Annotated in this window: 11 protein-coding genes; 1 reads left to right on the forward strand and 10 read right to left on the reverse strand. The window is 58.2% G+C overall.

Going from position 1 to position 12,434, the window contains the following annotated elements:
• Nucleotides 1-3 precede the first annotated feature (3 nt).
• The 4 genes from IM733_RS00060 to IM733_RS00075 all read right to left on the reverse strand — a co-directional run bounded on the left by IM733_RS00060 (nucleotide 4) and on the right by IM733_RS00075 (nucleotide 5,140).
• Nucleotides 4-1,428, reverse strand: coding sequence for an L-lactate permease (locus IM733_RS00060; protein WP_248919009.1), 1,425 nt, complete (start codon nucleotides 1,426-1,428; stop codon nucleotides 4-6).
• Nucleotides 1,429-1,716: 288 nt separating this feature from the next.
• On the reverse strand, nucleotides 1,717-3,021 hold the full coding sequence (locus tag IM733_RS00065; protein ID WP_102685186.1) for a type II toxin-antitoxin system HipA family toxin: 1,305 nt from the start codon (nucleotides 3,019-3,021) through the stop codon (nucleotides 1,717-1,719).
• Nucleotides 3,018-3,395, reverse strand: coding sequence for a helix-turn-helix domain-containing protein (locus IM733_RS00070; protein WP_178082022.1), 378 nt, complete (start codon nucleotides 3,393-3,395; stop codon nucleotides 3,018-3,020). The genes IM733_RS00065 and IM733_RS00070 overlap by 4 nt, the downstream gene beginning before the upstream one ends.
• Before the next feature lie 245 nt (nucleotides 3,396-3,640).
• Nucleotides 3,641-5,140: a PLP-dependent aminotransferase family protein gene (locus IM733_RS00075; RefSeq protein WP_248919010.1), complete on the reverse strand. Its 1,500-nt coding sequence runs from the start codon at nucleotides 5,138-5,140 to the stop codon at nucleotides 3,641-3,643.
• A gap of 225 nt (nucleotides 5,141-5,365) precedes the next feature.
• Here IM733_RS00075 and IM733_RS00080 point away from each other — a divergent pair, with 225 nt between their 5' ends.
• Nucleotides 5,366-5,836, forward strand: coding sequence for a GNAT family N-acetyltransferase (locus IM733_RS00080; RefSeq protein ID WP_248919011.1), 471 nt, complete (start codon nucleotides 5,366-5,368; stop codon nucleotides 5,834-5,836).
• 251 nt (nucleotides 5,837-6,087) lie between these two features.
• On the opposite strand, the gene IM733_RS00085 is transcribed toward IM733_RS00080, so the two are convergent.
• From IM733_RS00085 to IM733_RS00110, 6 genes are all read right to left on the reverse strand, one after another.
• Nucleotides 6,088-6,822, reverse strand: coding sequence for a zeta toxin family protein (locus IM733_RS00085; protein ID WP_198755687.1), 735 nt, complete (start codon nucleotides 6,820-6,822; stop codon nucleotides 6,088-6,090).
• Nucleotides 6,809-7,072, reverse strand: coding sequence for a hypothetical protein (locus IM733_RS00090; protein WP_110701203.1), 264 nt, complete (start codon nucleotides 7,070-7,072; stop codon nucleotides 6,809-6,811). Before IM733_RS00090 ends, IM733_RS00085 begins: the two co-directional genes overlap by 14 nt.
• Nucleotides 7,073-7,406: 334 nt before the next feature.
• Nucleotides 7,407-7,946 (reverse strand): BRO-N domain-containing protein, encoded by a 540-nt coding sequence (locus IM733_RS00095; protein WP_248919012.1) that lies wholly within the window; start codon nucleotides 7,944-7,946, stop codon nucleotides 7,407-7,409.
• Nucleotides 7,947-8,326: 380 nt separating this feature from the next.
• Complete coding sequence (locus IM733_RS00100; protein WP_248919013.1) at nucleotides 8,327-9,181, reverse strand: DNA adenine methylase; 855 nt, start codon at nucleotides 9,179-9,181, stop codon at nucleotides 8,327-8,329.
• A 1-nt stretch (nucleotide 9,182) separates the two neighbouring features.
• Nucleotides 9,183-10,601, reverse strand: a complete 1,419-nt coding sequence (locus IM733_RS00105; RefSeq protein ID WP_248919014.1) for a ParB/Srx family N-terminal domain-containing protein — start codon at nucleotides 10,599-10,601, stop codon at nucleotides 9,183-9,185.
• Nucleotides 10,602-10,738: 137 nt separating this feature from the next.
• Nucleotides 10,739-11,989: a ribonucleotide-diphosphate reductase subunit beta gene (locus tag IM733_RS00110; protein WP_110701197.1), complete on the reverse strand. Its 1,251-nt coding sequence runs from the start codon at nucleotides 11,987-11,989 to the stop codon at nucleotides 10,739-10,741.
• Between the last annotated feature and the right edge of the window lie 445 nt (nucleotides 11,990-12,434).

Below are 12,434 nucleotides of genomic sequence, written 5' to 3' on the forward strand. Positions count from 1 at the left end.
GGTTCAGGCCCCCGAAAGGTAGAGCAAAACCACGCCGGTTGCAGCCACAATGACAATGTTCAGCACGACCAGGGCAAAACCGAAGCGGATCAGCCCGTGTTCCTCGTCGCGGTTGGCACCGGCCAGCCCGATGATCAGCGCCAGGATCGACAACGAGCCCAGCGCGCCGTGCCCGGCGGCACTGTTGGCCATGGCGGCCAGCCACGCACCATGGCTGTCGGACAATGCCGCGATGGCGGGCATCACCAGGGTGGTACCGCCGACATTGGAACTGGTGACATAGCCGGCCAGCCCTGCCAGCAACGACACCGTCGCGGCCAGCGATACGCCGGACAGCGACTGCAAGGCCCGTTGCGCCTCGACCAGGAAGCCCGCCTTGACCATCACCTGGGAGAGCAGCAGGAACAGGAAGATCGTCGCCACCGGAAACCGTGCGCGGGTGAACAGTGCCCGCCACGGGAAGCCGCCGCCCTGGCGTGCGGCCATCGCCAGCACCACCAGCAGCAGCGCCAGCCCCGGCGAGGCCAGTGGCTTCCACGCCACCTTGGCGCCGTGCACCACCCACCCGCCGTCCCAGCCCGAGACCAGGAACAGCCCACGCGAGGCGACGATCACCCCCAGCAACGCCAGGTACGGCCACGCTGCCCGTGGCCAGTGCACCAAGGTTCCTCGCCGCGCCCAGGACAGCGCCAGGCCCGTGCAGGCCACCGCCAGCCCGGCCAGCACCCCCGAAGCCTCAGGCCCGATCCAGCGGTTGGCCGTATACAGCACTGTGCTGAACAGCAGCGAGATCGCTGCCAGCCCCAGCCATGCCTTGAGGCTGCGGATCCCCGCCAAGGCCAGTGCCACGGCGGCCAGGCAGAGAAACACCGGTGCGCTGACCAGCGCCGAATGGCTGCCCAGTTCCTGCGCCGGTACATGGGCCAGCAGCGCGCCGATCACCGTGGCCAGCCCAAGGGTGCCCCACGGCATCACCGCCATCCCCGCCAACGCCATCTTCATGCCCGTCTGGCGCGAAAACAGCCCCATCAGCAATGGCACGGTAGCGATCAGCGACACCCCGAACCCGGTCATCGCTTCCAGCAGCGGCGCCAGGCCCAGGACGATGAAGATCACCTGCATCGGTGGCGTCCAGCCCAGCTCCCGTACCCAGGCCCCGATAGCCTGCGGGGCGCCGGCGCGCTCGACCAGAATGGCAAAGGCCAGGCCCGGGACGATCACGCCGGCGGTGCTGAGAAACAGGATCAGCGTGTCTTGCAGGATCGCGCCGGACACCGCCGTCGACAGCGGCTGCGCGACGCCCAGGCCCCACAGCAGCAGGACACCGGCCACGCCGGCCAGCGCGGCCTGCACGGGTGGGCGGCGCAGCAGCAGGATCAGGGTGATCACCAGGCCTATGGGGGACATTTGCAGCAGCAGGGCAGCCATGATGCGGGTTCCTTTAGCCATCCGGGGGAGTGTGGGAGGGATGGTGGAGGGAAGGGCGAGACGGCAATAGATACAGGGGGGCTGGGTTTTTCAATACAGCTCTGGCGGCTAGCGAGGAGCGGCACTCGGTCCTGCGTTTGCAGCGTTGGAAATCCGCGCTACGCTTAATTATTAACTCGCCCATGACCACGTTCGACAGGATTTCCTGTCTGGCACTTTAGATGCCGATTTGTGGCGTGGGCGAGCCTACCTGCTTAATGCCTTAAGGGGATCGCAGACGATCTTCGTTCACAGCCCCTCTCCAAGGTACAGGCGATGAACTTCGCCGATCCGCTTACTGGCGGTGGCGGGTACACCGGCCTCTCTGGCAAAACGCGGCCACTGTGCGACGGCTTCACAGACTTCCTTGATGATCCCTCGTGCATCCATCCCCCTGACCTGGCTGGCCACGCTCAGCAAATCGTCGAGGGTGAAGTCGTCGCGTTTGCCGTTCACGGTCATCTGGTGGCTATCGACCCAGAAGCTGCCAGGCAGGTAGGAATAGGACACGTCATACGCCGGGGTGAGGTACCAGGTGCCGTCGGTGTCCATCATGAAGGCCGTGTTCTTGGTGTGGTCGTCCTGGTTACGTGCCACCAGGTTGAACACCATGCGGCGGTAGAACTGTTCGGCGCCGTCGCGGGAAATCCGCAGCGCGCGCATCACCCCGAAGGCCTCGGCATAGGAGTATTGGCCAGGCTTGCGGAAGTCGGCGTGGTCGAGTGCGCACAAGGTCGCGACGTGGATCTTTTCACCTTCGGCCGTGCGGTCGAAGCGTCGGGTCATGAAGTGAGCGCGTCCACCTTCCTCCAGCAATCGGCACTCGGTCATGGTGATGCCGGCCGCCTTGGCCATGAGGTGGTAGGCGTACTCGATGCGCCCGTAGCCTTGTGAGTCAGCCAGCACGGTCGAGTCCTTGGCCACATCGAACTTTAGCAACCAGTACTCGAAGCCCGGCGGCGCGGTGACCTGCCCCGAACGGATCTCGCCTTCGGCATTCATGGCGATCACCGCCTTGGCCCGGGCGCCGCCCGCGCTGGTACCGATCTGGATGAGGTGCTGCAGGGCGCCGTCGTCCAGCGATGGGTCCTTGGCATCCAGGCGCTCGGCGATCGACTCGCGTTCGGACAACACCTCGCTGGCCAGGCGCACCAGTGCATCGATATGGATGCTCTCCCCCTTGTCCCGCTCGGTGGCCATCGCCGGGCGATACTCCAGGGCGCCCATGCCGCGCTTGCCCTGGTACAGCAGGCGCTCGACCGGGGTAAACGTTGCCTTGTCACGCCCCTGCTGGGCCAGCCAGGCATCGATCAGCGCGTTGCCGAAATCATCGGGCAGGGAGTCGGCGAGGATCGAGGGCAGGCCCTTGAAGGTTTCGCGGTCCAGCCCCTGGAACACGTAGGTGTAGTCCTGGCGCAACGGCATATGGACCGGCGAGATCTCAAGGCCCGTCCTGACGAACTCGGGGGTGTATTCGAACTCCCCGGTCTGGGTCTGCGTGTTCCAGTTGAGCGCGCCTACATACACATCCCAGAGATAGATCCGTGCAATCACCAGCTGTCATCCTTGTCGGGTTTCGAGCCACCAATGAGCGTGGGCTTGCCGATAGGCGTCCTGATTCCGTGTTCAGGCGCCGAAGGTGTAGCCCGTGTGACGGTCGCCCGCATCCGCTGCTTGCCCTGCATTTTTGCCAGTTGTACGGGGCTGGTCCTGACGTCCTCGATGAGGGAGGCGAGACGATCTAGCTCTCCCAGCACTCGCAGGACGGCAATCACGTTGACCAGGGTGCCTTTGCCTGCCGTGAGCTTGCGGTAGGTCTCCCGGGAAATCCCGGCTTCATGGGCGACGATGTCCTGGCCAATATTACGCTTCAGGCGGATAGCCTCAATGCGTTGGCCGATCTCGTTGGCGATAGCGTCGTCAGTCATTGATATGGCTTTCATAACGCCTAGGATCCTATGCTTAAAACGCCGTTATTGACCTGAATGCCTCTGATTCTAGGCTTTGTATAGTGCGCTTGAAAGGGCAATTCGCTACTGAATAAAGCCTAATTTTCTAGGCGTTAAGTGTGTATTTTAGGTTTCCCGCCAAGAATTATAGGCGTTGTCCGATCCTGGTGTTCGCGGCGGTTTTCAGCGTTTGGTTTACCACATTTCGTTTCGCGCAGAACTGGCTACCGAATCGAGCGTCCCGAAGTGACCAAACCTGCCAGCACCTGCCCCAGTTTCACCACCGCCTCCCTCATCTCAGCGGGCGTCAGTGCCGCAAACCCCATCAGCAAGCCGGCATCGTTCCTCGGCTGCGCATACAAGCTGCCCAGCCCCAGCAGATCGATCCCCGCCCCGCGTGCCGCCCTGACCACAGCGTCTTCCGCCAAGTCCTGAACGAAATGGCAGGGCATCTGCAGCCCACCCACCGGCACGTGTGGGTGCAGGAACGCCCCCAGGCGCCGCTGCACCAGGTCCGCCAGTACGTCGCGTCGCTCGGCATAGAGGCTGCGCATGGCCCGCACATGGGCGTTGAAGTGGCCGTCTTCCATGAACCGGGCCAGGGTCAGCTGGGCGACGGACGCGTTGTGGCCATCCTGCAACGTTCGCGCGGCGGTCATTGGCGCGACGAGCTGGGGCGGCAGCAGCAGGTAGCCGATGCGCAGCCCGGCGCCCAGCGACTTGGTGAAGGTGCCGATGTACAGCGTGCGCGCGTGCGAATCCAGGCCCTGCACGCAGGCGGTGGGGCGGCCGGCGTAGTGGAATTCGCTGTCGTAGTCGTCCTCGATGATCCACGCCTGCTGCTGGCGCGCCCAGTCGATGGCCCGCAGGCGCCGGTCCAGCGACAGGGTGGCGCCGGTCGGGTATTGGTGCGAAGGCGTGAGGAACAGCGCCCGTGCATCCGGCGCCCGCTGGGCCATGCCATCCACCTGCAGGCCGTGCGCGTCCACCGGCACCGGCACGCCTTGCAGCCCGGCGGCGCTGATGGCCTTGCGGGTGCCCTGGTACAGCGGGTCCTCGACCAGCACCCGGTCGCCTGCGTCCATGAGCACCTGGGCGCACAGGCCCAGGGCCTGCTGCGAGCTGGTGAGGATCAGGATGCGGTCGGCGGATGCCTGCGCGCCGCGTTCTAGGTTGAGGTAGTCGGCGATTGCACTGCGCAAGGCGAGCATGCCCTGTGGCTCGCTGTGTTCCAGGGCACGGGTGCCGTATTCCTTGTACACCTGCCGCTCCAGCTTCTCCCAGGCGGCCAGGGGGAAATGCCGGGTTTCCGCCACGCCCGGGGCGAAGGGGCGGGGTGATTGGAAGTTGTGCACGCCACCGCTGTGCAATAGCGCTTCACCTCGGCGGCTCAACTGCACCGGGGCTTCGCTGTGTGCCGGCCGCTGGCGCTTGCGCGACGGCAGGCAGCGGGCGCGTTGCGACACGAAGCTGCCGCTGCCTACGCGCCGCTCGATAAAGCCCTCGGCGTGCAACTGGCTGTAGGCCGACTCCACGGTATCCCGCGAGACGCCCAGCGAACTGGCCAGCGACCGCGACGCCGGCAGCGGCTTGCCGACCGGCAGGGCACCCTCAAGGATCAATTGGCGGATGGCCCGCTGGATGCGCACGTGCCGCGCCAGTGCGCCATGGGCGGGATCCGTTAGCCAGGCTTTTACCGATTCCAGCTGGGCGTGTTTGAACATTGGCCTGGGTCCTTGGCGGGTAGATTCGACAGATGCCTGCCAATCCTGGGGCCGGATCGCGACCCTAAAAATGGTCTGGTAACTACCGAATAATTGGCAGGCAAAAACCAGCCATTTATCCGCTATAAAACCCAGGTCCGCAAGCAATCACCAAGGAAGGCAAGCGCTACGGACAGGCCGGCCCCCTCACTCATTCAGCTGTGTTGTCCAAAAGGGGTTTGAACAATGACCACCACCCAACTGCCCGTTTTCGTTCGCGAAGTGAAGCAAACCGACCTGCAGCCATGGTCCGACTACTGGGCGCAATACCAGGCCTTCTACCAAGTGGACCTGGGCCCAGCCATCACCGAGCGCACCTGGGCGCGCTTCTTCGACCCGGCCGAGCCCATGCACTGCGCCGTGGCCACGGACGGCGAGCAATTCTTCGGCTTCGTTCACTACGTGTTCCACCGTTCGACCTGGGGGCGCAATGATTTCTGCTATCTGGAAGACCTGTTCGTGTCGCCGAATGCGCGGGGGAGAATGATCGGCAAGCGCCTGATCGAGTTCGTCCAGGACCAGGCCCGGCAGCAGCGGTGCGACCGGTTGTACTGGCATACCCAGGAGACCAACAAGACTGCGCAGCGGTTGTATGACTGGATTGCCGAGAAACCGGGGGTGATCGAGTACCGGATGCCGTTGGAGGTTGCTCACTAAGTCCAATCTGAGCTGATTAGGGCGTGAGAGCAGGCTTGCCCCGCGAAGGATGGCACCGGCTGCGGGGTGTAAGCCCCTGCAGCGCCGCTCCCACGCCCCAGTCATCAGAAATCTTCCTTCGAAATCTGCCCTGCGTCTTAAGGTGCTGTCAGACTATTCAGGAAGAAGAACCCCCTCCCTTGCAGAGGAATTCTTAAACCAATCTCGCACGACAGTCGGGATGGGTTGAAGGGGCAATTACTACGCTGGCTTCATGCTTCCAGTACTTTGCTCACATATGCATCCAGGAACCAATCCGGCATTTCATCCTGATGGAATTCGAGTGCCGTGCCATCGGTTATCTCAGCCAAAAAAATCGATTCGTCACCGGTGTTATCGAAAATGTAGGCTCGGTTGGTGGCCGCAATGGCTTCGGGCAGCAGTGCCAAGGTACGAGCGTAGCGCTGGACGATTTTGTCCTTAGGTACGTCGTGTCCGCCGTCTTCGACCCTGTTAGCCACCCTCAGGATATTGATCTGGGGTGAGTTGGTTGCGACGAAGTACAGGTAGGTTCGATAACCCAGTTGTCGGGCCTCATTCATGAACCTCACCTTTTCGGCCGACGACATGACGGTCTCGAAGGTGAAACTGGCTCTACGCTCAAGTAGCTCATGCCGGATGAAGTCCGCAATGACCGAGGCGTAGTAGGAGTTCATGGTGATAGCGCGAAGGTCTATGCACTGCCCACTAAGCTCTACTGTCGCTACGGTGTGCTGTAGCTGCGCCTTGATCAGCAAGGGGTGATTAGCCAGGAAGGTAGTCAGCTTCTGGAGGGGCGGGCTGATATCGAATTCGGCCAGATTGATGCAGCCGGTTGCACGCGCAGCTTTTTCCAAGTCATCTGCATTGATGTAGGTATTTATCAGGCCTGCCGGGATCTGATCCTTGATGGTGCTTTTGCCGGAGCCGTTGGGCCCGGCAAAAACCCGCAGTTTAGGCGCGCCCATCGATCTTGCGAACAGTAAGGACCTGGCCTTTCTGGACCTTGCGACGTGGCCTGGATTCGACCAACACCTCAACCTGCCCGTCAGCGTGGGTTGCTACGATTCGATCCTGCTCGACGGTGACCACGGTGTGCCCTGCTGCGACAGCGCGGAAGTAGGCAAGGCGCGTCGCAGCAGCTGCCATTTCTGGAATCTGGCTTTCCAAATTTTCGAGGGCTGCGTCGCTGAGCTGCTTTTTCTGAACGGTTGCCATGGGGTCTCCTGGGCCAGTCAGGTGCGAATACGCGATGCGTGCCATTGTAGCGCTGCCAAGCGTTACCAAACAGGGGCGCGAGGTGTCTTCTTGGCAAAAACTATGAGCGCATCGCTCTGCATCGGATCGTTGCAGTTGCGCATGCCTTCGATGTCGCAAGACTCATGATCCGCTCTAAACTCATCAATGGTCTTGCCCTCGACCACGTGACTGGCCTGTTCCAGTCCGGCATATCGATGCCCTTTGTGGCGAGGGCAAGCCCTTCTTCTGCCATTACCGCTGTGTGTGGGAGCGGGTTTACCCGCGAAGGGCCGCAGAGCGGCCCCAGGGATCTTCAATCCCCCACCCCATGCAACCGCAACGCCCGTTGCGCACATGCCTTCCAGCTCAGCTTGCGCCGCTCGGGCACCACCACGGGTACCTCCGCCGCCATCACCACCGGCATATCCCGCATCCGTACCCAAGGCTCACTCTGCCAGTACAACAGACTCGCCGTATGCCCACCCGGCCAGCACATCCTGCCTAGGCGCGGCAGGTCTTCCAGCGCCGAGTCCTGCCCATCGCGCAGCACCGCCACCACCTCATGGGTCAGCCAGTGGCGCAGGTGGCGGTTTTCCGGAATGTGATGATGGGCCAGCAGGGTATAGGCCCCGGACTCGCTGACCATGGTGGTCTCGCCGTACTGGCCGTAGCGCAGCAGCTGCACGGTGCGATGCTGGTCCGGGTCGAGTTTGCGGATGCAGTGTTCGTCGAAGAAGCGCCCGGTCATCCGGCCGAGTTCGTGGGCGCAGAACCAGGCTTGGGATTCGAGCCAGAGGGTGTGGAGGGGGCGGTTGTGGCGGGTGAAGAGGGTGGAGTCGTGGAGGTCAGTCATGGCTGGCCTCCCTGGTCCTGAGGGAGTGGAACAGGCGGGACGCATGTGCGAAAGGCCTGCGAACGCTAGTCTCGATAGGCATTTCCTTTACCTCTGTCTGTGATCAGCTTTCTTAGGGCTGGGTGTCGGGAGCTAAGAAACCTTACACAGAAGGCCGGACATATTCCCCTCGCGGGTCTTGTATTAGCCCACTCCCGACGTAACAGAGTGTTTCATGCGCGCAGTAGTAAACCACAGGCACAAAAATGCCGCATCTGTCGGGAGCGGGTAGACCGCTGTGTAAAGCGTTTCTTAGGCGCCGAGAAAAAATATGACCTCCATGTTGCCATGTCAATGATCAAGAATGTAGGAGGTTTCCTATTTTTAATGAAATTTACGGATTAATGTTCATGAAGAAGGGTGTTGGGTAGGCTCAAGCTGTGAGAGAAAAATATAGCTTCCTGACCTTTCATTTTCTTCGCTGCGCTATAGACCAAGTCGATTTCGGAGATGCGATGATCTGAGTAGATTTCTCTGATTTCGGGATGGTCATCATATGACAAGATCCAAGGCGTTTTTAGGGTCTTTAAGAGCTTGCCTATTCTTTTGTGATCATCGGCCTCATAAAAATTATCATAAAGTCTCTTCCCTTTAACAAAGTATGGAGGGTCTACGTAGGATATTGCCGGATCAAAGTTTCGCCTATCCATTTCAGAAAGAAATACTTCAGCATCTAAATTGTAGAGTGAAATTGATTCTTTGATTTTTGCGATAGATGTAATTCGTTCGATTAGTTCGTCTTTGTTGAAGCGAGCGTCGATTTTGTAGTTGCCAGTTTGATCATAACCACCAATCACTCCAGCATTTATTATTCCGGAGCGATTGGTTCTATTTAAGAAGAAAAATGCAAAGCCAATATCTGTCGTAGAGGCGAAAGAGGGGTTTCTCATGATGTCTCTTTGCGCGTACCATGTTTCCATGGTTATTGGCGTGTCATATATTTTTTTCATTAGGCGCTCCGTGCTGTGCAGTACGGAATGCCAAAAGCTATGAACACCAATATTTAAGTCGTTGATGTGTATGTGTGATACGGTTTTCGTTAAAAGTAGCTCTAATGCTACGGCTGCCCCGCCTGCGAAAGGCTCAATATATTGAGCTCCATCAAGTTTGTTCTCTTTGATGATATCTTTTATAAGCCAAGAGAGCTTGGCTTTTCCTCCGGGATATCGCAGAGGTGTAAAGTACCTGCTTGCCATTTTAATCTTGTAGATCTTTTAGGTGAGACCAAAGTGCCCGAAGGTATTCTTCGTAGCATCGGTCCCAAGCTTCTTTAAGGTTCGTCATGGAACTCTCATATCGACCATGCATGAAGGCGTGCAAAGCTTGCGGGTGTAGGAAGCTTTGAGGGTTAGCCGCATCGCCACTTGAAATTAAGTTATTCAGTTCGCGAGATATCTTTTTTTCATTGTAAAGATGATTTGCGACAATTTTAACCATTTCGCCCAAGGCTATTTGGCCAAATGAGTTCTTCTTGGCTTTGTCACCAATATAAAGGTCTTCAATATAAATTTGCGAGGATATGTCAACTAAGGCTCGTGCGGCGCAGGCCACGACTAAACCATGCTCGCTAAGTTTTAATGAGTCAATTTGCCTATAAAGTTTGCTGCATTTGGTTTTGGCTGGTGGGATCGAGAGGTTGCCTATGAATAATTTATCTCGCTCAGCAGGGTTCGGCTGCTTTCTTGGCTTAGGCTGAGGATATAATGAAGAAACATTTGGAGCTTGGGAGGGGGCATTAATTTTCGGGGGCGTGCTAGAAGGTAACGGGAATTTATCTACGCCATTTGGTGAGGTAGTTATTTCCTCTGATTTGTTGTTTTTTGGGAATGCTGTGTCTAATGCACTTGTTAGAAATTCTGTTTTCTCGTCGGATGTGTAAATTTTAGAAACATTGAAGCTTGGGTTGGATACACGGTCAAGAACTACGGATAGTACTTTATTGTGTGTCTCGCGATCAATTAGCATCTGGACCGAAGAATTTTTGTATGAGACGCCGAGCGCTTTCTTGAATTCGGCGCTTGGAACCAGTCGATCAAGGTTGGATATTCTTTCGTAAAGTCTAACTGCTTGTTGTTCTGTGATTAGTTTTTGATTGATGGCGTACTCAATGAAATAGAGTGAGCGCCAGTATCGGGCCTTGCCAGAATAGTCTTGCTCATGACGGCTTTTTTCCGCTGCGCCCCACTTGAAAGTGCCTGCGCCATTTTGCTGTCCTAAGTGGCGAAGCCCCATCATCCATAAAACTCTGTGCCGATCACTACAGCTAACGCATTTTATGTCGAAACTGAAGCCATTGAATGGTGAGACACTTTCAATTTTTCGTTTAAATAGATCGTCGTCACAGAGAGATGGATCGTGCAAAAGCTTTAGAGCTGCTACTCTCCGATTTCCTTCCTTGACTACGTACATGCTTCCTTGGGGCTGAACAAGTATTTTTTCGATATCGCTGAGCCCATCTTTTGAGATGCTTCGCATTAACTGGATGAGCTTGTCGCCCATGTGCTCTACATGCCAATTAATAATCTCTCGCTGATCCTCTAGAATCTCATGGCGAGGATTTTCGCGGTCCATAAGAATTTTAGTTATATTGACTGTTACGTCTTGTGTGTCGGCCACAGATGTCGTCCTTTTCGTACTGATTCGCAGGCCCCAATCCTGCAAAATTCCCTATTGATATCATGGTGCCTGTATTGGTGCTAGCTTTTTAGTACGTTAAGCAGAAGAGGCTCCATATGGAGCCCCCTCAAAAAAAATCAATCCCAGCTCAGAGCACCACCCGTCTGATACTCAATCACCCGAGTCTCAAAGAAGTTCTTCTCCTTCTTCAAGTCCATGATCTCGCTCATCCATGGGAACGGGTTGGTAGTCCCCGGATACTCTTCCTTCAACCCAATCTGAGTCAGTCGACGGTTGGCAATGAACTTGAGGTAATCCTCCATCATCGCCGCGTTCATGCCCAGCACGCCGCGTGGCATGGTGTCACGGGCGTATTCGATCTCCAGCTGGGTACCCTGCAGGATCATCTGGGTAGCCTCTTCCTTCATCGCGGCATCCCACAGGTGTGGGTTCTCGATCTTGATCTGGTTGATCACGTCGATGCCGAAGTTCAGGTGCATGGACTCGTCACGCAGGATGTACTGGAACTGCTCGGCGACGCCGGTCATCTTGTTGCGGCGGCCCATCGACAGGATCTGGGTGAAACCGCAGTAGAAGAAGATGCCTTCCAGTACGCAGTAGTAGGCGATCAGGTTGCGCAGCAGCTCTTTGTCGGTCTCGACGGTGCCGGTGTTGAACTCCGGGTCCGAGATGGCGCGGGTGTACTTCAGGCCCCAGGCTGCCTTTTTAGCGACCGACGGGATCTCGTGGTACATGTTGAAGATCTCGCCTTCATCCATGCCCAGCGACTCGATGCAGTACTGGTAGGCGTGGGTGTGGATCGCCTCTTCGAAGGCCTGGCGCAGGATGTACTGGCGGCACTCCGGGTTGGTGATCAGGCGGTACACGGCCAGGGCCAGGTTGTTGGCCACCAGGGAGTCGGCGGTGGAGAAGAAGCCGAGGTTGCGCATCACGATGCGGCGCTCGTCTTCGGTCAGGCCGTCCATGCTCTTCCACAGGGCGATGTCGGCGGTCATGTTGACCTCTTGCGGCATCCAGTGGTTGGCGCAGCCGTCGAGGTACTTCTGCCAGGCCCAGTCGTACTTGAACGGGACCAGCTGGTTGAGGTCGGCGCGGCAGTTGATCATACGCTTTTCGTCAACGGCGACGCGGGCCGAGGAGCCTTCCAGCTCGGCCAGGCCTTCGGCGATGTCCAGGGCGTCCAGGGCAGCCTTGGCGCGCTTGACGGCGTCGGAGTCCGAGGCGGTGGCGGCGCGGGCTTCCAGGGCGGCGGCACCGCCGGCGCTGTCGAGCTTGTCGAGGGTGGTGGCAGCGGCGGCTTGCGCGGGGGTGTTGGCCTTGGCGGCGACTTCGCCGTCTTCTTTGTCGAATTCGTCCCAGCTCAGCATGGTCCTGGCTCCTGCTAGAGGGTTGCGCGGGGCAACCGGTTGGATTTTGAAGTGATGCCTGCGCGGCGCGACGCCAAGGGGCGTTACGGCAGGCAGTGAGAGCGTGCTCTCGTCACATTTGAAGGTGTTTGAGTAAGCGGCCGGCCTGTCCTCGAGCGAGGGGCCTGGGCGCCTGAAAACTGTATGGCAACGATAAAACGTGCGGTCTGGCCAAGCGGGGCTTGTGTCACGCAGTCGATCATTGGTTCAACCCTTTTTTGGGGGGCGAAGTATACCGGAATTCATGTCGGATCGGGGTGGTGCAGGGCGCGGCCGGTGGTAATTTTTCGACCGGGATCGTGCGCTTGCGTTCAGCCGAAACGGGTTGTTTTCACTGGGGTGAGAGTCTAGCTCTAAATGCGAGCGGATCCTATATGTTGTGTGGTTTTTTTTATTTGCCACTGTA

The sequence above is a fragment of the Pseudomonas entomophila genome, from assembly GCF_023277925.1.
In the GTDB taxonomy this organism is placed as follows: Bacteria; Pseudomonadota; Gammaproteobacteria; order Pseudomonadales; family Pseudomonadaceae; genus Aquipseudomonas; species Aquipseudomonas entomophila_D.

Excerpts from the sequence above, each read along its gene's own strand:
- IM733_RS00075 (WP_248919010.1), bottom strand. The coding sequence starts at position 5,140 with ATGTTCAAACACGCCCAGCTGGAATCGGTAAAAGCCTGGCTAACGGAT.
- IM733_RS00070 (WP_178082022.1), bottom strand. The coding sequence starts at position 3,395 with ATGACTGACGACGCTATCGCCAACGAGATCGGCCAACGCATTGAGGCT.
- IM733_RS00080 (WP_248919011.1), top strand. The coding sequence starts at position 5,366 with ATGACCACCACCCAACTGCCCGTTTTCGTTCGCGAAGTGAAGCAAACC.
- IM733_RS00110 (WP_110701197.1), bottom strand. The coding sequence starts at position 11,989 with ATGCTGAGCTGGGACGAATTCGACAAAGAAGACGGCGAAGTCGCCGCC.
- IM733_RS00060 (WP_248919009.1), bottom strand. The coding sequence starts at position 1,428 with ATGGCTGCCCTGCTGCTGCAAATGTCCCCCATAGGCCTGGTGATCACC.
- IM733_RS00090 (WP_110701203.1), bottom strand. The coding sequence starts at position 7,072 with ATGGCAACCGTTCAGAAAAAGCAGCTCAGCGACGCAGCCCTCGAAAAT.
- IM733_RS00100 (WP_248919013.1), bottom strand. The coding sequence starts at position 9,181 with ATGGCAAGCAGGTACTTTACACCTCTGCGATATCCCGGAGGAAAAGCC.
- IM733_RS00095 (WP_248919012.1), bottom strand. The coding sequence starts at position 7,946 with ATGACTGACCTCCACGACTCCACCCTCTTCACCCGCCACAACCGCCCC.
- IM733_RS00085 (WP_198755687.1), bottom strand. The coding sequence starts at position 6,822 with ATGGGCGCGCCTAAACTGCGGGTTTTTGCCGGGCCCAACGGCTCCGGC.